The organism is Olsenella uli DSM 7084, from assembly GCF_000143845.1.
GTDB classification, from domain to species: domain Bacteria; phylum Actinomycetota; class Coriobacteriia; order Coriobacteriales; family Atopobiaceae; genus Olsenella; species Olsenella uli.
Genome location: NC_014363.1, coordinates 612534 through 630578, shown reverse-complemented (window position 1 = coordinate 630578; position 18045 = coordinate 612534). Strand labels below are relative to the sequence as shown.

Below are 18045 nucleotides of genomic sequence, written 5' to 3'. Positions count from 1 at the left end.
AAAGGGCGCAGGGTCAGCCGCGCCGACATATACCGCGACGCCCTGAGGAGGTATCTCAGCTCAGTCGGCTAGAGGACCCGTCCGGCAGCCACACAAGGGGTTACATAGGCCTGGCACCTCAGACCGTGGGCTTAGGCGCGATTTGCATTGTTGGCGAGAGCGGAGGATTATGCGCGATTGTCGACACGCTGCCTTTCCCTGGGACGCCGCGCCCCGCGAGATGCCCTCCCCGGAGCGTTCAACGGGACGCGATTCTGCCGTTGTGGTGGCGCGTGTGGTGGCACAGCACAAGCAAGAAAGAAGCCCGCCTACCCTTTTCACAGGTAGGCGGGCCTTTCTTATGGTGGCGGGGAAGGGAATCGAACCCCTGACACGGGGATTTTCAGTCCCCTGCTCTACCAACTGAGCTACCCAGCCGATGCGCTCGCCACTTCGAGCTTGTCTAGGATACCAGAGAATCTCCCGGCGTCAACGAACTTCCGCAATCGCAGGAAGATTTTCGCAATCGTAAGAAGGGCCTCTCGCACCCCCACGGGCGTCACGCAGGAAGTCTGACCGCAAGTCTGGCGAAAGAGGGCTCCTCCCTGAGGCCAATGGCATCCAAGGTGGGAATGGCAGCACGCATCAGAACGCGCCTCCGCCACCGCCACCGCCGAAGCCGCCGCCACCGCCACCGGAGAAACCTCCTCCGCCGCCGCTACCGGAGCTGGACGAGGATGCGGCCAGGGCCGCCGTGCTCACCCTATGTGCGGTGCTGACGTTGTCCGTGAAGCTATGCAACGGGGCGGACGAGCGGGGCCCACCGTAGTAGTACCAGCCATAGACGGGCCTGACGTAGGGGTCCTCGAGGACCTGCGGCGCCGCGACCTTGAGCTGTTCGATGACCTCGTCGGCAACGCCCAGCACGACGGCCATGACCAGCAACCTGTTCCAGAGGACGACGTCAGTCGGAACCGCCTCCCCCAGGCGTGTGAAATCCTTGAGCCAGCGCCGGAGCGCCTCCAGCTTCGCTCTGAGCTCGATCGCCTCGGGCGAGAGCTCGTCCAGCCCATTCGCCACACCAAAGAGCACCAGGGCGACAAGGATGAGGACGGCGGCGGTGGCCAGCGCAATCCACCAGACGAGCATTCCGACCACTATGCCCATGACGAGCAGGGTTGCTGCCAGGAAGTCGAGCGTTCCCAGGACATGGAGCAGGCCCGACCCGCTACCGTGCTCGTCCCTGAAGAAGCCGCGACTCGTGGTCAGCGACTGCACGGAGGTGTTCCAGCTTTCAAGCGCCCTCTCATAACGCTTGGGATGCTCCCTCGCTATGTCCTCGATCTCGCCGAAGTACAGCTCGTCCTCGCTGCCGCCTTCCTCGCACACGCGCTTGCTCAGGCGGGACATCTCACGGAACAGGAAGTCAGCGGTCCACTTGTCCACCTTTCGGGAAGACTCGCCCTGCTTGTCCGCGCGGCTGTTGCCCTGCTTGCGCGTGAGAAGGAAGTCCTGGGCCTCCTTCTCGGAGCCCAGGAAGCCGCGCTCGGTCCGCTTGACGACTTCCAGCTTTGCGTAGCCGTTATCCGTGAGCTGCATGAGCGCCGCGGTCATGCACTCGCTCGTGGGCTTGCCTTCGTTGAGAAGGGCCCCGAGCACGGCGGGATGGTCGTCCGAGGGGACGTCGCGGAAGTACTTGTCGTCGAACTGGGGTTTGTGCTCCCGCCGATACCTGCGCTTGCGTGCCACGGCAACCACGACGGATGCGACCGCAAGGGCAATGCCTGCGACCGCAATGCCCCCGTTGAGGACGCGCGCCTGCTCGCGCTTGGCATTCGCCTGGTCAGCCCACTGCTGTTCCTGGCTCATGATGGAGTCGAGGCGACTCTTGTCGATCTGTGTGGCACCGGGGAGCCATTCGGAGGGGAAGGTGATCCGCGCCTCGGCGTACTCGGATGTGCCCACACCCGGCACGGCGTAGACGACGTCGTTGCCGCTAAAGCCCAGGGAGGCGTCGAGCGGCCCATGCCCCCAGGCGCGCACGTTGTCCCCACCTACCACCGAGGCCCCCTCGGGGACGGGGAGGTGTACCGTGCAGGTGACGTTCTGGGACTCCACGTCCCACCCATCGGAGACGAACTTCCAATACAGCTCGGAGGTGTCCCGGTAGCGGGCGGCAAGGTTCGTGTCAGTGTAGTTGATCACGAACTGCGCCTTCTCGTCGGTGTGGGCGGAGTAGAGCTTCACCTGGGTGTAACCCGTGTATTCGCTGATCTGGTAGGTCCCGTCCTCGCCGCTGTAGGACTCCGTGAACGGCACGAACTTGCCATTCTGGAGGATTCCCACGGCACCGATGGAGGTCGTTATGCTGCGCCCCTCGTGCGTCCCAGTTGGAATCTTCCAGTAGACACCGTGAAACACCCCGTCGAAGTCGAACTCGCGCATCTCGTTGACCGTCACGGAACCGTCTGTCGACACCGTCGCGTCGATGTCCACACGGTCGATCGAGTACTCGCCATCCGCCAGGGCAACCCCCGGCACGAGGATGAGCGCAAGGACGAGCGCGCAGAGGAAAGCGAGGGCGGACCTCGCGCCATGCGCCCCTCTCGCAGAAGTCATTGGAGTCATAGCAGCTCCCGTTCCGAATGTGTAGAGTGCCTTTGCCTGGCGCAAATATACCAAAGGGTTGGGTATAGCAGGCATCGTAAAGCCTTCCGCCCCCATGGGAGGAGCACCCGACCGAGAAGGGATCGAACATGGCACTCGACGAACGCGTCTCTGAGAAGTTGAACGACCAGATCAACAAGGAGCTCTATTCCGCCTACCTCTACCTCACCTTTGCTGACTACTACGACGACCGTGGGCTCAAGGGTTTTGCGAACTGGTACATGATCCAGGTCCAGGAGGAGGTTGCGCACGCCAAGATCCTGCGTCGCTACCTGCTGGACAACGGCGTCCTTCCCCGGATGGAAGCCATAGAGCAGCCCACGCTGACCTTCGCCAACGACATGGAGCCCCTGACTGCCGCGCTTGAGCACGAGCAATACATCACCAAGAGCATCGACGAGTGCTACCACGTGGCGCACGAGGCCCTTGACCTGCGCACCATGAAGCTGCTCGACTGGTTCGTCCAGGAGCAGGGCGAGGAGGAGACAAACTCCAGGGACATGATCACCAACATGGAGCTCTTTGGCAGCGACCCCAAGGGCCTCTACGACCTCGACCGCGAGTACCAGGCCCGCACCTTCGCCGCACCGACCATGGCGATGTAGGGTCTTCTGGCTGGCTGCCCCCGGTGGCCATGGCCACCGGGGGCATCGGGGCACCGCACCAGGTAAGGGTGCGGTGCCCCTCTATTTGCAGCCCACCAACGTGAACATCGTCCCACACACGCAGACCGTCTCCCCCTGCGAAAGGGATGTCGGCCCCGCGACGGGACGTCCGTGCAGCATCGCGGGGTTCGTCGCGCCTTGGTCCGCAACGGTCGCCCCTTCCCCGTCTGGCTCGAACACCACGTGACGGCGCGACACCGACCCAGAATGCAGCACCACGTCGTTGGTTGGCATGCGACCAACCGACACCCCCTCACCCAAGGGAATCGTCACGTCCATGTCCCCGCCCCTGATCCACAGGCTCGGGACCGTCGCCCTGCAAGCCAGGGACAGCTCGGAACAGAGGGGCATCGTCTCGTCCGCCGAAAGCTCCAGGTCCATGGGTGGCATGCCGGCATCCCAGGGCAGGTCGAGGTCATCGGGCTCGTCTAACCCGAACAGCTCGCCCATGTCCTCGGCATGCGCATGCGTGAAGTCGTAGAGGCAGCCGTAGCAGACGTTCATGTCCGCGAACAGCTCCTCGCCACAGCGCGGACAGACCTTCGTCTTGGTTGGTCCGCCCTCGTCAGATATCGTCGCTTCCATCATGTCTCCCCAACGTAGTCGAATCCTCCAAGGTCACGAGCCGTCTGCCCATGGGGGGCCAGGGTTCCCTCGATGCGGGCCTCTCCAGGACGACCTCGGCACCCGACCCGTTCAGGAGACTCCCAGGACAGACGCCCGAAGCCACGCAGACCACCCTCCCGCTTGCATCCAGAAATGCCACGTCGATCGCGTAGCGCATGCCAAGGCAATGTACGGACGAGCAGTGCCGGAGCAGAAGGGGCCGCGCGTCCGCGCAGGTCCCCAAGAGTCCCACAAGGCGTTCGATCCAAGTCCGCGCCACACGGAACCTGCCATAGCACCAGCTGGTCTCGGCATCGACAAATGTGAGGGTCGGCACGTCACACCACCACCCCAGGCCTGAACCGGTCCACCGTCAGGGTGCGTTCGTGCGTGAGATACGCAGGGACCCCGCCCTCCACGCCCCCGATGGAGAGGGACAAGGGCCAAGGCCGGTACCGTAGCACGCAGGTGTACGTGGTCAGGAGCGGAGAGACGGCAAACGTCCGGCCGTCACCGCCCGTCTCGCCCCTCACCAGCTGGGAGCTGACCTCCACCTCGCAGCTGTCCGAAGCCAGGTTTGTCCTGATGGCACCACGTACCTCCTGCGCCGCATTGGCACTGCTCTGCTCGCCTGGAGGGGAGACCCCAAAGGACACCACCGCCTCCCGCGCCGCCCGGTCGAACAGGGCGCAGGCCTGGGCAAAGCGCACGACGTTATAGCCGATCAGCGCCACGACGACGATCACGGGGATGAGGGTCGCAAGCTCCACGGTCATCTGCCCCGATTGGGAGCGCAAGGCGATGTGGGAGGACGGCCGGCACGTCATGCCCCCACCCCCAATGTCGAGAGGTCGATGGTGAGGGGGACGGATCCCCAGCCACCGGGGATGGGAATCTCGGCGATGGTGAACCTGACCCCACCCAGCTGCCGCAGGACCTCGTCGATACACGACCGCTCTATCGACGCGCCGCCCTCGTGGAGGGATTCGACGAACGTTCGCACTTGCGCCACCTGCGACGCCCCCGCCTTGTCGAGTACCTTCTGGGAGTTAACGAGGACGGGCTTTCTCATGCGCATGTCAGCGGGTTCCAGACCGGCGCTTTCCACTGCTTTCGCGATCTTCCCCTTGAGCCACGAGGCCACCCTCTGGCCCAACACGCTGCCGACGCCATCCAGAAAGTCGCTGGCCGCCGATGCCACCCCCTCGTATGCGCTCCCATAGCCCACCAGAAGACTCCCCCAGAGATCAGCCACGCCATCGACAAGTCCCGACATGATCGACCGATCATCCGACTTGAGGCCGTCGAACACGCTGGAGAGGGCGTTGTGCCCGTCCGTGCCGTCATCTGGTGCCAGGGTCGCCGCAGATATGGCGGCGCCGGCGGGCAGAGATGCCCCCGACAGGAAGGCCCCCGTCAACCGACCAGGAAGCTCCTCCTCTGACCCCCTCATGACAAACGCTATGCATCCGTACGCCCCGGGAGGGCAGAGCTTGGGACGGTCGACCGCGAGCGCATCCATCGCCCTCTGGAAGGCACTCTCGCTCTTCTCGGCTGCCTCCTGCATCCTTTGCTCGGCCTCCTTCCCGTCCTCGACCGCCTTCTGGTAGTCTTTGGACGCCTCCGACACGATCCGCCAGTAATGCTCGAAGCCGTTGTTGATGTTCGTCGACGCGTCGGCGACATTGCCCATGGCCGCAACGTCCATGCGACAGGTCCCGCAGCGTGCCACGACCCCCGCATCGATGTCTGCCAACGAGGCATTCCCGTCTCCAGTCCCCGTCGCGCCGGGGCAGTCGAGCGAACAATGCAGGGTCCGCACCCCATCCTCGGCCGTGCAGGGCCAGATGGGGTCCGTATAGAGCGTCGTCGCCTTGACCATGTCGGTCGTATGCGGCAGCTCTGGCAGGTCGAGGACGACGCTGTCCCCCTCTTCCACACACGTTGCCTGGGAGAGGGTCTTCGCCGCATAGCGATAGAACTCCCTGCGAGCGGCAGAACGCTGGACATCTTCCGCGGAACCCGAGGACGGATGCTCGCTTTGGGTGCGCGTTCGGTAGTAGTTGACCGCCCGTATGCGGGCGTAGTCGAACTTCCAGGTGCGGACGTCAGGGTAGTCGGGATTGCTCGGGCCAGACAATCCCGCAAGGCTCTCGGCCCGACTTCTCATGCACATGGGGTCATCCACACAGTCTGCTCGCCAGGCCCTCTCCCTCGCCTCGTTGGCACGGCGGTCCGCCTCCTCCTTCTCGGCTGACGCGCTGCGCAGCTCCTCGGCCGCCTCCTTCATCTCGCTGTCGTCGACATCCGCCTCCAGGCTCGAGAAGTCGCTTTGAGACTCCGTGGGATACGGCACGGCGAGACCGGCGTATGCGACAGGCCCCTGCGAGTTGGCCTGCACGCACGAGGCCGAGTTGGCGGCGATGAGGGCGGGCAGGGCACCCTCAAGCCTGCGTATGCCCTCAGCTGCCGAGCGGGCGAAGCCTCGGCGGGCATCGAGTATCTTCTCCCCCGCCTCGAGTATCGCCGGAGCGCTCTCCTGCAGGATGGGTATGGCCGCTGCCACCATGCCCGCACCATAGACGATCACGCCGAGGAGCCCCATGCTCAGCACGCAGGCGTCGAGCACCTGTGCGATGGTCGAGAAGGCCGCCACGCAGTTTGACCCCGACAGGGCGGCAGCATCCGCAACCTCCTGAATGTCGGCTGCACGGGAGGCGCCCCACTGCACCGACGCGGTTGCAAGTACGAGGGAGAGGCTCACGAGCAGGGCGACGGCGACGGCGACCGTCGTATAGCCGTCGCGACGCACGAACATGCCGATGCCAAGCCGCACGATATCGATGGGCCCATCCTCACGCCCACACTTCCTGCCACGTCTCATATGTGCCTCCCACCCATGAGGGCCTCGTCTCCCCACTTGCCTCTGCACGCAGCACCACGCCCTGTGCGTCGCTTTCCCCGAAGGCTGCTGCCAGACATCCCACAAGGGGAAGCGGCCGCACGTGCCCGGAAATCCTGACCTGGGCCTTTCCGTCTCCCCCGGAGATGTCGACCGTCCAGTCCCGCTGTCCCCCCACGTGAAAGAGGGGGACTTCCGGCACGGCCCTGAGCCTCCTCAGGACAAAGCTCCTGCAGTCATCGAAGTCACCGTCGTAGTCCGTTCCCGCCACCCGGACCGCCTCGGAGGCCGCCGAGCACATGACGCATCGCGTGTACCCCATGCAGGCGGGTTCGAGGAGCAGGGCAAGGAGCAGCATGAGGGTGGGGAGGAGCACGGCGGCCTCCACGCTTGCCTGGCCCTCCTCCCATCCCCCGGCGTCCCCCCGCGCCCTAATACAGAAGGATGTCTTGAAGTGCGCCCTCGAGCCCCGGAGACAGCAGGTGTGACGAGGAGTCGACGGCAGTGGAAAGGAGCGTCACGTCAGCCCAGGCGCGCCACACGGCCGCAAGCGCAAGCAACGAAGCGAGAAACGCCACGAGCACCAATGCGTATTCCACCGTCGACTGGCCTCGCCCGCACCGCCCCACCGCGAGGGGCCGGACCCTGGGCCACCTGTCGCGCTTGCCATGCCTCACTTCCTTTCCACCCCCATCGCGCCCAGCTCGGCGCACCAGGCCCTGCCGTCAAAGCGAACCCTCCTGACACTGCAGCCGCCCTCACGCTCCACGACGAGGCACACCTCCGACCAGCCATCCCCCTGTACCACGCAACTCCACACCCTGCCACCAAGATCCAGATAGCCATGGCGCGCCAGTGCACAGTCCTTGCTGTCCATGTAGCCCTGGAGCACCGACCGGGCACCTCCTTCCAAGTCGACGCCCGGCAGATACTGCGACGTCTCCGCACTAGAGGATGCTCCGGCGCTATCCGACTCCCCGCCAGTCGGATCCTCCCCCTCGGTGGCCGAGACCGTCGTTTCGGACAGGTCCCCGCGATACGCGTGACCCTGGCCCCGAAGCAGGACCACAGCCGCAAGGACAGCCAGGACGAGGATGCTGGCGAGTGGGAGCATCCTGTTCTGGAAGCGATGTCGACGTACAGCCATCCCTTACAAGGAACCGATTCCGCTGGCGATGGCATTCCAGAGTTCTTGGACCTTGCCGCGGAATGTGATGATTGACAGGATGGCTATCACGACCAGTACGCCCACGAGGATTGCGTACTCGGTGGTGCCCTGTCCGCGACGCGCGCGGGCCCCGCCCCCTCGACACCACATAAGTGCCCAGAGAGTCCTTTGCATGCACCCCATACCTTCCTCCTTCTCCACCGGGACATCCCGGCTATCCGATTGCCGCAGACCCACTGACCAAAGGCCCGAGTATGGCAACCAACATGGCGGGAACGATGAGCGTCCCCAGGGGGATGAGCATCCTGACCGGAACCTTCTCTATCTCCTCCTCGACCTGCGAGCGTTGCTCCTCGCGGATCACCTCCGACTGGCGCTCGAGCACCTCCGCAAGTGGAGAACCAAACTCCAGCGCCTGGACAACCGACGTGGAGAAGGTCCTCAGCGCCGCCAGATCCAGTCGCTCCGCAAGGCCGAGCAGGGCATCGCCTCGGCCGACGGCCCCTACACGCCAGGAGAGCAGGGCACCGCCAAACTCGCTCGACAGCTCCGTCTCGTAGTTGTCACAGTACAGTTCGAGGGAGGCATCGAAGGAGAGGCCGGCAGACAGCCCGAGGTTCACGACATCGAGCATCGTAGGGAGCTCCGACAGACACGACGAGCGGAGCTCGCGCGATCGTGCGGCCAACTCCAGAGAGCGGACGGCCGGAATCTCCCTGATGCGACCGGCAAGCTCATCGGCCATCATCGAAAGCCTCTCGTGCGACCGCGAGCCACCAGTCCCCACCACGACGAATGACCCCAGAAACGAGGCCGAGGCCATGCCTGCGACGGAAGCGACAAGCGCGGCGTCCATCAGACGACCCCCCTCATGAGGCGACGGATGATGAGGATTGCCGCACCGTCCATCAACGCGGCGGCAAGGATGCAGGCCGCGCCTACGGGGGTGGAGAGGCCTCGCTGAAAGTCGCTCGAGATGAGGCTGAGCAGGGCGATCATGATGACGGGGAGGCCGGAGACGACACGGACCGAGAGGCGGACCTGGGCCGTCTTCACGCCAAGCATGCGCTCGAACTCCCCCTGACGCTCCACGAGACGGGCCGAGCGTCGGAACAGCGACCTCAGGGGACTCCCCGTCCTCTGGGAGATGAGCAGGGCGGTGACCAGCAGACCGACTCCCGGCGCATCGAGCTCGCGCGCGAGAAGGTCGAGCGACTCTCGCGCCGGGTAGCCACAATGCATCCTGAGGGACGTGCGCGTGAACGCCTTTGCCACCTCGCCCCCGCCGTGCGCCGCAAGGTAATCGACCGCCTGGGAGAGCGTCTCGCCCGACCCCATGGCCATAGCGAGCGTCCTGAACACGGCCGGCATCTCCCGCTCTATTGCCCGCCGGCGCCTCGACTCCAGAGCAGCGGAGGCGATGGGCATCGCCACGAAGGAGAGCGCGATGGCGATCGGCCCCAGGACCAAGACGCGAGAGGTCGCCATGGCGATCAGCGCAAGCGCTGCCGTCGAGACCCAGAGCAACGAGACCGCCTGGCGGAGGTCCAGCGAGACTGCATGGGCAGCCAGCAGCGTGCTGACCCCACCGGCGACCCCATGCCACGAGGGAAGGCTGCCGAGCCATCGTACGAGCCCCGTGTCACCCAAGGCATCCAGCACCCTGGTGGCCCGCCTCGTCATAACCAAGGCGCGAGCACCACCCCGCAGCGTAGGACCCACCCTTCCGAGCAGGGCAAAGCCCGAGAGAAAGGCCGTCAGGCCGCAGGCGGCGCAGGTAACGAGCCCCTCCATTGCTCCACCTCCCTTCCGCCTATCGTCCGGAGCCTCATCGCGACATCGAGGAAGTCGGGCTCCCTCAACAGGGACCAGGTCCGGGAGGGCCTGTCAAAGCTCACGCATTCGACGAGGTCGACGCCACCGGAATCCGCCCGTCTGACTTCGGAGAGCGAGGTCACATAGCGCGACCCGTCCGGAAGGCGCTCGGACATGACCAGCAGGTCGAGCGCCGAGGCGATCTGTTCCTCTATGATGTCGGCGGGCAGGTCCATGCCAAAGCGTGCCATCAGGACGAGCCTGAGGATGGCCTCGCCCGCAGTGCCCGCGTGGAGCGTCGTCAGGGACCCGTCATGGCCCGTGTTCATGGCCTGGAGCATGTCGATGGTCTCCTCGCCACGGCACTCCCCCACGACGATCCGGTCGGGCCGCATGCGCAGCGAGTTCTTGACCAGGTCACGTATCGTCACCTCACCTGACCCCTCGATGGATGCGTCACGTGCCTCCAGGCGCACGACGTCGGGATGAGACGAGAAGCGCAGCTCCGCAGAATCCTCGATGGTGATGATGCGCTCGGACAGGTCGATCTCGCAGGAGAGGGCATTCAGGAGCGTGGTCTTGCCCGAGCCCGTGCCACCGGCCACGGCAATGTCCTGTCGCGATCTCACCGCCCACGAGAGGAGCCGCGCATACCACCTGGGAAGCGAGCCTACCTCGACCAGCCGATCGAGCGACGTGATCCGATCGGAGAACTTACGGATGTCCACTATCGGACCGTTTATCGCCACGGAGTCCGAGACGGCGTTCACACGGTCCCCGTTGGCGAGGCGGGCGTTCACGATGGGACTGCTGCGATCGAGCCTCCTGCCCAAGGGGGCCAGGATGCGGTCGATCACCGTCATGATCTGATCGGACGACTCGAAGACGGTCTCGGCGGGACGGACCCTGCCGTCCTGCTCATAGAAGAGTCCCCCGGTGCCGTTGACCATGATCTCCGAGACCGTGTCATCATCCAGCAGGCGTTGTATGGGGCCATAGCCACAGATGTCGTCCAGCGTCTCCGAGATGACGCGTTCCCGGTCCTCGTTCAGGACGCCGGCGAAGTCGGACCCGTTCAGAAGGGCGCGGCAGGTAACCGCCAGCTCCTCGCGCGTCCGCTCGGGCGCCTCCGACTGGACCATCCCCGCAATGGCGCCCAAGCCAAGACGCTCTATGAGGCTTCTCTTGAGTCGATCGACGAGTTGACGATCCTGTCGTGCCACATGACCGACCGCGTCTTCGCCCTCGGCCGCACGGACCCGCTCCAGCACCGACATCAGACTGCCTCCCTATGGTGACCGAACAGAGAGAACCTGCCCTTCTTGCCCTTCCCCTCGCCCGCAGGCGCACGCGCGGCCTTGTCCGGCACGCAGCCAAGCTCGCCCAGCACGGTCGAGAGGAGCGACGACACGGACTCGACGTAGCGACCTCCACCGGCAACGAGGTCGGCGGTATGGCCGCACGAGAGGAGCTCCGACACCTCTTCCCCGCCATCGAACACCCGAAAGGCGCGGGCGCCCTCAAGCCCAGCCTCCGCTCGCGCGAGGTCGGCATCGAACTTGGAGCGCGGCTCAGAGAGGTTCTCCACGCGCGCTATGCGCGTGCGTGCCACACCCAGACGGACTGCCAGGGCACTCGTCCTACCCAAGGACGAGGCCGACCCACGGGCGCCGTCGTGCACGACGAACAGACGATCGCTCTGCTGCGCCGCCTGGGCGACGGCATCCGTGAACGTGGTCGAGGTGTCCACGACGACCAGGTCATATCGGCTTGCCAGATAGCCCAGCAGCCTGCCCACGTGCGGCATCACGGTCTCGGCCATCTCGGGGCGCTCGCATGGCCCCCAGAGAAAGACTCCGTCCGTGCAGCGTACGCAGGCACGGCCCATCGCCTCGCACGAGGGCGGAGTCGGTCCCCCGATCCGAGACAGGTCAATGGGCCTCACCATGCTGAAGCAGCTCGAGAGGTTGCCACACGAGAGATCGAGGTCGACCAGGGCGCAGCTCATGCCCCAAAGGCCGGCGACGGAGGCACAGGTCGCGGCAAGCGTGGTCTTTCCTACCCCGCCTCTGCCCGAGACAAAGCACAGCACGGGCGAACTCTCGCCCACCCCACCGAGATCCATGGAAGGACCCTGTGCGTCTGGGGCGACCTGCCCCGCCAGGACGTTCCGCTTGGCCGCGTCGTCGACCGGCGCAGACGGGACGGGCGGCACGTCAGGGACAGTTCGCACGGACGGCACCATGTCCCGCCCTCCTCCTCCCGCCTCGGTGGACGCCTCGCCCAAGCGACCCCCCGCACCTTTCTGGGACCGCGCCACACCGGAGGCGGGAGACAGTTCTGCAAGGTCTATCACCTGGTCGACCCCCGCCTGGCGTGCACGAGAGCGCAAGGATCCAGAGACATCGCGCGCCACGAGGACGACCCGCTCCGCACGTCCATCGCGAACCAAGGCCGCTGCGAGGTTGACGTCCGACACGCCCTTGTCAGTCAAGCCCACGATCGCGCCGACAGTCCCTGGCTCCTCATCGAGCAGACTCAGCCTGAGGTCTCCTCCATCCGACGCGAAGCCCAGTGCCGCAAAGGGTTCAATCTCCCTCAGGGCACGTGCAAGGTCTCTCCTATGCGCCAGGGCCGCATACCCCATCCACATGTCCGTCATCGCTCGGCCTCCGCAATCTCCTGGGGAGCACTCGTCCGTAACCTGTCCAGACCCTCGACATCGTCCGCCGGCACCACGATGCGCAACGTCCCCGCAGCGCTCGCGGAAAGCACGGCATCGACGTCCTCGGAGCGTATCGCCAGCGTCAGCTGGCCCCCCGTACCGAGTCCGGATGTCTCGCCGGGGCTTGCGAGCACGGTCGCGTCTGTGGCTATGGGGGTTGACCCCTTGTCGTCCACCACGTAGCCGATGACACTCGTCCCGACGCCAATGCTTCTGGAGACTCCCAGCTTGTCTGTGATAGGAATGCTCAGCGCCACATGCCCGGCCGGAATGTCCGCCATCGCGGCGACGTCGCGAAAGGCCAGCGCAGTCACCGGCGCATTGGCCGCAACGGGGACCGTCACCTCGCGGCCGACCACGTCGTCCAATGACGTGAGGGCATCGGAGGGGGCCAGATCCGTGACCCAGTCGCGCTCCGACACGTCCGCCTGGTCGACCACGTCCCCCGGTTCGAGCGGTCCCCTGGACACAACCAGCCGCACGACCTCGCCGCCATAGCGCGCTATGGCCTCGTCCCTCGTTCGCTCGGCTTCCGCGCGCACCGACTCCGCGTAGTTCACGCAGAGCAGCGCGGCGAGCGCCGCACATGCCAGCGAGAATGCAATCCTGAACTTGAAAGACATGCGAGGACCCCCACGGTGGCTTCCCAAAGCAATCGCCCGTGGGAAAATTGTCCCGTCAAGACGGGTCCATGGCGGCGTCTTTCGAACTCTGCTCTGCCGCAGTGTCGTGCATATCTCGCACGTCTGTCACACGCCCGGAAGGAGCAGGCCCTAAACGGGAGTTTGTCGCGTAGGCCGCCTTGCATGGCACCTCTCGCGCACGGCCATCGCGAGCAACCCGAGCGAATGCCCCACAAGAATGACTGGCAGGACAGGCACCGAGGGCTCGAGTGATTTCGTCAGAGCGTGACGTCGGGATCGAGCGACCGCGCCGAGAGGCGCATCTCGGCCGCAAGGGAAAGGTATGCATCGGCGCGTGCGGAGGGGACGAGTCCGTCACCGATCAGGCGCCGGACGGCACAACCCGGCTCGTGCGTATGGGTGCAGTCCCTGAAGCGACAGTCACCCGCAGCGCTCGCAAGCTCGGGAAACACGAGAGCCAGCCCCCGCTCGTGCCCCACCAGAGGAAGGCTCCTGAGGCCAGGCTCGTCCACGATCACGCCTGCGCCGGGAAGCGACACCATCCTGCGCGCGACCGTCGTGTGGCGCCCCGCATCATCAGAGGCGCGGACGGATCCCGTCTCGAGGGACTCGCGTCCCAAGAGGGCGTTCAGAAGCGTGGACTTTCCGGCTCCAGATTCGCCCAGGACAATGCCCACGACACCCGTGGGGACGAGGGCAAGGAGGTCGTCGGAGCCCCAACCGACGGCACAGTTCCGCGCAGTGGCCTCGAGACCGGAGGGGTCGTGCCCCCCTCGTGTGCCGGCACAGGTAACGACGATGCGAACGCCAGGACCGATAACGTCTCTGATCAGGGAAATATCATGTGCGAGCAGGTCGTCTCCGGTGCGGTCCGCCTTCGTCAGGACCACGGCAATGTCTGCCCCGCAGTCACGTGCCACGACGGCGGAGCGCACTGCCCTCTCACAGGAGACCTCGCGTGCGCCGAGCGCTTGCGTCACCAGCACGATGTCGACGTTTGCCGCAAGCGTCTGGCGCTCGCCGCGACTTTTGCCCCGCCAGCGCGAGATGTCGCTCTCGCGAGGGAGGATCGCGCAGATGATGCCCATGTCATGCCCCGCCGGACGTCGCGCGCAGACCCAGTCGCCCACCGCCGCGCGCGAGTTTGCGCCTCCCTTGCTGAGGGCGGCCGCGAACTCGGCGCGGTAGAGGCCGCCTGCGGTAACCACGGCGGGGAAGCCGCGGTCAAGACGGACCACGCAGCCCAGCTCGACCTCCCCGACTGGCACGCCCTCCGCGCACTCCAGTCGCTCGCGCTCGCGCGAGAAGGCTGAGAGCTGACGATCTGTGGCGATCAGCTCGTCAAACGCGGGAAGCTCCGTAAGGGATGACAGGGTTGGCAGGGTCTCGGGTGCAAGGTTCTTGCGAGCCGTACCACCCTCACGCACCCCGCCACCCCCGTGCGCGGGCACCCTGCGAGCAGAGGTCCTGCAAGCGGTGGCACCGGGGGTGCCAGATCTGTGCGTGCGTCGTGCCATTCGCGCTGCGTCCGTTTCTCTCGCCCGGCTGCGTCCCTTTCTGCCGCACGCCAGCCGCGGTGTGCCACGCACCTGCCGCAGCATGTCGTGCGCCTGCCGCAACGTCGCGACAGCATTGCCGCCGGGTCGCACGTCACGCCCACGATACGCCGATACCGTATCTCATGGAGCCCGTTTGAGCAAAGGTGCGCCGCCGACGCGCCCACCACCTGCCCGCTGCGGTAAAATCAATGTTGTGATCCGGCAGGTTGGATAAGGCGCAAGCCGCGGGCGAAAGGAACGAAGGCATGAAGATCCTCGTTTTTGGCACCAAGAGCTACGACAGGGAATCCTTCGAGAAGGAACTTGCCGACTATCCTGACCTCAAGGTCGACTTCACCGAGACGAACCTCACCCCGCTGACCGCGACGCTGGCCCAGGGCTACGAGGCCGTCTGCGCCTTCGTGAACGCCGACGTCTCCGCCATGACGCTCGAGGTCCTGCGCGGCCTTGGGGTCGGGCTGGTCCTCATGCGCTGCGCGGGCTTCGACGCGGTCAACGTCGACTTCGCCAAGCAAGTCGGCATGCGGGTCACCCGCGTGCCCGCCTACTCCCCCGAGGCCATCGCCGAGCACGCCATGGCGCTCGCGCTCGCTGCCAACCGACGCATCTGCAAGGGCTACAACCGCGTGCGCGAGAACAACTTCTCGCTGACCGGCCTCGTCGGCGAGACGCTGCACGGCAAGACGGCCGGCATCGTGGGCACCGGACGCATCGGGGCGGCGCTCTGCCGCATCTGCAAGGGCTTCGGCATGACGGTCCTGGGCTCGGACCTCTACCCCAACCAGGAGCTCGTGGCGACGGGCGTCGTCGATCGCTACGTGGACTACGACGAGCTCTACGCCAACGCAGACTTCATCTCGCTCCACGCCTTCCTGAACGACGAGAGCCACCATATGATCAACGACGAGAGCATCGCCAAGATGAAGGACGGCGTGATCTTCGTCAACACCGGACGCGGCGGCCTGGTGGACACCGAGGCCCTCATCCGCGGCATCCTCTCGGGCAAGATCGGGGCGGCCGGCCTCGACGTCTACGAGGAGGAGAATCCCAACGTCTACGAGGACCGTGCCGGCGAGGTCTTCGACTCCGTCACGGCACGCCTCTGCTCCTTCCCCAACGTGGTGATGACCTCCCACCAGGCATTCTTCACAAGGGAGGCGCTGGGTCAGATCGCTCGTGTCACGCTAGACAACGCCGAGGCATATGCCAATGGGAAGGATTTCGTCAACCGTAGCGTCGTCTGCTGACCCGCACGTGCACAACGACTATAATTCGCAAGTAAGTTTCCACGAACGGCCATGTTCGCTCGGGAGACGCAAGTGTGAGTGTATCCGCTGGCCGACGCATCCTGTCGGTCAGTTTCTATGAGACGAGAGGAACCAGATGTCTACCAAGAGGACCAAGATCGTCTGTACCATGGGACCCGCCACCGAGAGCGACGACGTCCTGCGCGAGCTCATCAAGAGCGGCATGAACGTGGCGCGCTTCAATTTCAGCCATGGCTCGCACGACTATCACCGCAACAACATCGAACGCGTCCGCCGCATCTCGGACGAGCTGAGCATCCCCGTGGCCATCATGCTCGACACCAAGGGTCCCGAGATCCGTACCGGCGAGCTCGAGAACCACGAGAAGGTCACCCTCGAGACCGGCAATCGCGCCATCATCACCACCGATGACGGCGTGGTGGGCACCGCAGAGCGCTTCTCCCTCGACTACAAGGAGCTTCCGAAGGAGGTCGAGAAGGGCTCGACCATCCTCATCGACGACGGCCTCATCGAGCTCACCGTCGACCACGTCGAGGGCAACGACATGCACTGCGTGGTCGACAACGGCGGCGAGCTGGGCGAGAAGAAGGGCGTCAACGTCCCGAACGTCGAGGTGGGCCTGCCCTCCGTCACCGAGCAGGACAAGGCAGACATCATGTTCGGCTGCGAGCTGGGCATCGACGCCATCGCCGCCTCCTTCATCCGCAACGGCGAGGCCGTCGACGAGATCCGCGAGATCTGTGCCGAGAGCGGCATGCGCAACGTCTACATCTTCCCCAAGATCGAGAGTGCCATGGGCGTCAAGAACTTCGACGAGATCCTGGAGCACTCCGACGGTATCATGGTCGCCCGTGGCGACCTGGGCGTCGAGATTCCACCCGCAGAGGTCCCCCACGTCCAGAAGACGGTCATCAGCAAGTGCGCCGCGGCCTACAAGCCAGTCATCACGGCAACCCAGATGCTCGACTCCATGATCCGCAACCCCCGTCCGACCCGCGCCGAGGTCACGGACGTCGCCAATGCCATCTACGACGGCACCGACTGCGTCATGCTCTCCGGCGAGACCGCAGCCGGCAAGTACCCGGTCGAAGCCGTCAAGATGATGGCGTCCGTCTGCAAGGAGACCGAGAAGTACCTGGCCGAGCGCCACCAGTACCACGACCGCGGCGGCCTGCGCAACGTCAATGCCGCCATCGGCCTGGCCGCCGTCGAGATCGCCGACCGCGTCGACGCCAAGTGCATCATCTGCCCGACGCACTCAGGCCGCACCGCGCGCCTCATCTCCAACTTCCGTCCCCACCTCAACATCGTCGCGATGTCGCCGTCCAACCACGCCATCCGCAAGACCTGCTTCCTCTGGGGCGTCGACGGCTACAAGACGACCGAGCAGGGATCCCTCTCGTCCACCTGCTACAACGCACTGACCATCGCCAAGGAGCAGGGTGTCGTCAACACCGGTGACCTTGTCGTCATCACGGCGGGTGACCCGCAGACCTCCCCGTCGCAGGGTGACTACATCACGTCCACCAACATGACGATGGTGTCCCAGATCCAGTAGCCGCCACCTTCCCCGCACGCCGCGCACATGCAACGTCCGGCGTGCGGCGCGTGTGATGCCGCAAGGTCCTTGCATGGAGCCCCACCTCGGCAAACGCCAGGTGGGGCTCTTTTGTCGGATGGAATGTCAGACGGACGCTCCATGGATGTACGGGCACTTTTCACAGAACTTCACCTGCCGTCCGGTTTTCGTCAGTCTGTGGATGGCAGGGGAATCTTTGTGAAAAATTTTTTAATCATTTTCACAATAGTTCACTATACGTCCGCAAATCAGCTCCGTTTGGGATGCCAGGAGAGATATTGTGAGTCGCCCAGGAGACCAGAGTCACAATAGTTCCTCTCCCATCCCACAGGGCCTGGAAAACGGATGGTAGGGGAGCTTTTGTGAGCCAACGTCCCAAACGACTCACAAAAGCTCCCCTGCCATCCATGGACCACAAAATACCGCCCACAAAACCTACGACCGGCCCACGACCGGCGGACTAGCGGG

The 18045-nt window shown here is 65.1% G+C and carries 17 protein-coding genes and 1 tRNA gene; 3 read left to right on the top strand and 15 right to left on the bottom strand.

The genetic code is table 11. The annotated features are described in order from the left end of the window. Nucleotides 1–341 precede the first annotated feature (341 nt). Nucleotides 342–417: transfer RNA gene (locus tag OLSU_RS02800), tRNA-Phe, on the bottom strand. Nucleotides 418–624: 207 nt separating this feature from the next. Continuing rightward, the gene (locus OLSU_RS02795; protein ID WP_013251432.1) at nucleotides 625–2607 is read right to left on the bottom strand and encodes a DUF2207 domain-containing protein; all 1983 of its coding nucleotides are present in this window, start codon (nucleotides 2605–2607) and stop codon (nucleotides 625–627) included. A gap of 128 nt (nucleotides 2608–2735) precedes the next feature. Between OLSU_RS02795 and OLSU_RS02790 the strand changes: the two genes are divergently transcribed. Then, nucleotides 2736–3251, top strand: a complete 516-nt coding sequence (locus OLSU_RS02790) for a ferritin (RefSeq protein ID WP_013251431.1) — start codon at nucleotides 2736–2738, stop codon at nucleotides 3249–3251. An 81-nt stretch (nucleotides 3252–3332) separates the two neighbouring features. On the opposite strand, the gene OLSU_RS09610 is transcribed toward OLSU_RS02790, so the two are convergent. From OLSU_RS09610 to rsgA, 13 genes are all read right to left on the bottom strand, one after another. After that, on the bottom strand, nucleotides 3333–3896 hold the full coding sequence (locus OLSU_RS09610; RefSeq protein ID WP_013251430.1) for an FHA domain-containing protein: 564 nt from the start codon (nucleotides 3894–3896) through the stop codon (nucleotides 3333–3335). Then, nucleotides 3877–4197: a DUF192 domain-containing protein gene (locus tag OLSU_RS09900; RefSeq protein ID WP_407635726.1), complete on the bottom strand. Its 321-nt coding sequence runs from the start codon at nucleotides 4195–4197 to the stop codon at nucleotides 3877–3879. The genes OLSU_RS09610 and OLSU_RS09900 overlap by 20 nt, the downstream gene beginning before the upstream one ends. 58 nt (nucleotides 4198–4255) lie before the next feature. Further along, nucleotides 4256–4744, bottom strand: coding sequence for a hypothetical protein (locus tag OLSU_RS02780; protein WP_013251428.1), 489 nt, complete (start codon nucleotides 4742–4744; stop codon nucleotides 4256–4258). Beyond that, complete coding sequence (locus tag OLSU_RS02775) at nucleotides 4741–6801, bottom strand: hypothetical protein (protein ID WP_013251427.1); 2061 nt, start codon at nucleotides 6799–6801, stop codon at nucleotides 4741–4743. The genes OLSU_RS02780 and OLSU_RS02775 overlap by 4 nt, the downstream gene beginning before the upstream one ends. After that, nucleotides 6773–7207, bottom strand: coding sequence for a pilus assembly protein (locus OLSU_RS02770; RefSeq protein ID WP_236697199.1), 435 nt, complete (start codon nucleotides 7205–7207; stop codon nucleotides 6773–6775). Before OLSU_RS02770 ends, OLSU_RS02775 begins: the two co-directional genes overlap by 29 nt. 285 nt (nucleotides 7208–7492) lie before the next feature. After that, nucleotides 7493–7966, bottom strand: a complete 474-nt coding sequence (locus OLSU_RS09605; protein ID WP_156407857.1) for a hypothetical protein — start codon at nucleotides 7964–7966, stop codon at nucleotides 7493–7495. A gap of 3 nt (nucleotides 7967–7969) precedes the next feature. Continuing rightward, a complete protein-coding gene (locus tag OLSU_RS09780) occupies nucleotides 7970–8137 on the bottom strand; it encodes a class III signal peptide-containing protein (protein WP_236697218.1) in 168 nt (55 codons plus the stop codon). 64 nt (nucleotides 8138–8201) lie between these two features. After that, complete coding sequence (locus OLSU_RS02750) at nucleotides 8202–8843, bottom strand: type II secretion system F family protein (protein ID WP_013251423.1); 642 nt, start codon at nucleotides 8841–8843, stop codon at nucleotides 8202–8204. Then, the gene (locus OLSU_RS09060) at nucleotides 8843–9781 is read right to left on the bottom strand and encodes a type II secretion system F family protein (RefSeq protein ID WP_013251422.1); all 939 of its coding nucleotides are present in this window, start codon (nucleotides 9779–9781) and stop codon (nucleotides 8843–8845) included. Before OLSU_RS09060 ends, OLSU_RS02750 begins: the two co-directional genes overlap by 1 nt. Beyond that, the gene (locus OLSU_RS02740; protein ID WP_013251421.1) at nucleotides 9745–11079 is read right to left on the bottom strand and encodes a CpaF family protein; all 1335 of its coding nucleotides are present in this window, start codon (nucleotides 11077–11079) and stop codon (nucleotides 9745–9747) included. Before OLSU_RS02740 ends, OLSU_RS09060 begins: the two co-directional genes overlap by 37 nt. Then, complete coding sequence (locus OLSU_RS09055) at nucleotides 11079–12464, bottom strand: AAA family ATPase (RefSeq protein WP_013251420.1); 1386 nt, start codon at nucleotides 12462–12464, stop codon at nucleotides 11079–11081. Before OLSU_RS09055 ends, OLSU_RS02740 begins: the two co-directional genes overlap by 1 nt. Next, nucleotides 12461–13150: an SAF domain-containing protein gene (locus OLSU_RS02730; RefSeq protein ID WP_013251419.1), complete on the bottom strand. Its 690-nt coding sequence runs from the start codon at nucleotides 13148–13150 to the stop codon at nucleotides 12461–12463. The genes OLSU_RS09055 and OLSU_RS02730 overlap by 4 nt, the downstream gene beginning before the upstream one ends. 278 nt (nucleotides 13151–13428) lie before the next feature. Further along, nucleotides 13429–14688, bottom strand: a complete 1260-nt coding sequence (gene rsgA, locus OLSU_RS02725; protein ID WP_013251418.1) for a ribosome small subunit-dependent GTPase A — start codon at nucleotides 14686–14688, stop codon at nucleotides 13429–13431. A gap of 287 nt (nucleotides 14689–14975) precedes the next feature. Between rsgA and OLSU_RS02720 the strand changes: the two genes are divergently transcribed. Together OLSU_RS02720 and pyk are read left to right on the top strand one after the other, a co-directional pair. After that, nucleotides 14976–15977, top strand: a complete 1002-nt coding sequence (locus tag OLSU_RS02720; protein WP_013251417.1) for a 2-hydroxyacid dehydrogenase — start codon at nucleotides 14976–14978, stop codon at nucleotides 15975–15977. 136 nt (nucleotides 15978–16113) lie between these two features. Beyond that, entirely contained in the window at nucleotides 16114–17556 is a 1443-nt protein-coding gene (gene pyk / locus OLSU_RS02715) for a pyruvate kinase (protein ID WP_013251416.1), read from the top strand. Nucleotides 17557–18045: the final 489 nt, after the last annotated feature.

Excerpts from the sequence above, each read along its gene's own strand:
- OLSU_RS02720 (WP_013251417.1), top strand. The coding sequence starts at position 14,976 with ATGAAGATCCTCGTTTTTGGCACCAAGAGCTACGACAGGGAATCCTTC.
- OLSU_RS09780 (WP_236697218.1), bottom strand. The coding sequence starts at position 8,137 with ATGTGGTGTCGAGGGGGCGGGGCCCGCGCGCGTCGCGGACAGGGCACC.
- OLSU_RS02775 (WP_013251427.1), bottom strand. The coding sequence starts at position 6,801 with ATGAGACGTGGCAGGAAGTGTGGGCGTGAGGATGGGCCCATCGATATC.
- OLSU_RS09060 (WP_013251422.1), bottom strand. The coding sequence starts at position 9,781 with ATGGAGGGGCTCGTTACCTGCGCCGCCTGCGGCCTGACGGCCTTTCTC.
- OLSU_RS02750 (WP_013251423.1), bottom strand. The coding sequence starts at position 8,843 with ATGGACGCCGCGCTTGTCGCTTCCGTCGCAGGCATGGCCTCGGCCTCG.
- OLSU_RS02790 (WP_013251431.1), top strand. The coding sequence starts at position 2,736 with ATGGCACTCGACGAACGCGTCTCTGAGAAGTTGAACGACCAGATCAAC.
- OLSU_RS02740 (WP_013251421.1), bottom strand. The coding sequence starts at position 11,079 with ATGTCGGTGCTGGAGCGGGTCCGTGCGGCCGAGGGCGAAGACGCGGTC.
- OLSU_RS02730 (WP_013251419.1), bottom strand. The coding sequence starts at position 13,150 with ATGTCTTTCAAGTTCAGGATTGCATTCTCGCTGGCATGTGCGGCGCTC.
- OLSU_RS09610 (WP_013251430.1), bottom strand. The coding sequence starts at position 3,896 with ATGGAAGCGACGATATCTGACGAGGGCGGACCAACCAAGACGAAGGTC.
- rsgA (WP_013251418.1), bottom strand. The coding sequence starts at position 14,688 with ATGGCACGACGCACGCACAGATCTGGCACCCCCGGTGCCACCGCTTGC.
- OLSU_RS02795 (WP_013251432.1), bottom strand. The coding sequence starts at position 2,607 with ATGACTCCAATGACTTCTGCGAGAGGGGCGCATGGCGCGAGGTCCGCC.
- OLSU_RS09605 (WP_156407857.1), bottom strand. The coding sequence starts at position 7,966 with ATGGCTGTACGTCGACATCGCTTCCAGAACAGGATGCTCCCACTCGCC.
- pyk (WP_013251416.1), top strand. The coding sequence starts at position 16,114 with ATGTCTACCAAGAGGACCAAGATCGTCTGTACCATGGGACCCGCCACC.
- OLSU_RS02780 (WP_013251428.1), bottom strand. The coding sequence starts at position 4,744 with ATGACGTGCCGGCCGTCCTCCCACATCGCCTTGCGCTCCCAATCGGGG.
- OLSU_RS09055 (WP_013251420.1), bottom strand. The coding sequence starts at position 12,464 with ATGACGGACATGTGGATGGGGTATGCGGCCCTGGCGCATAGGAGAGAC.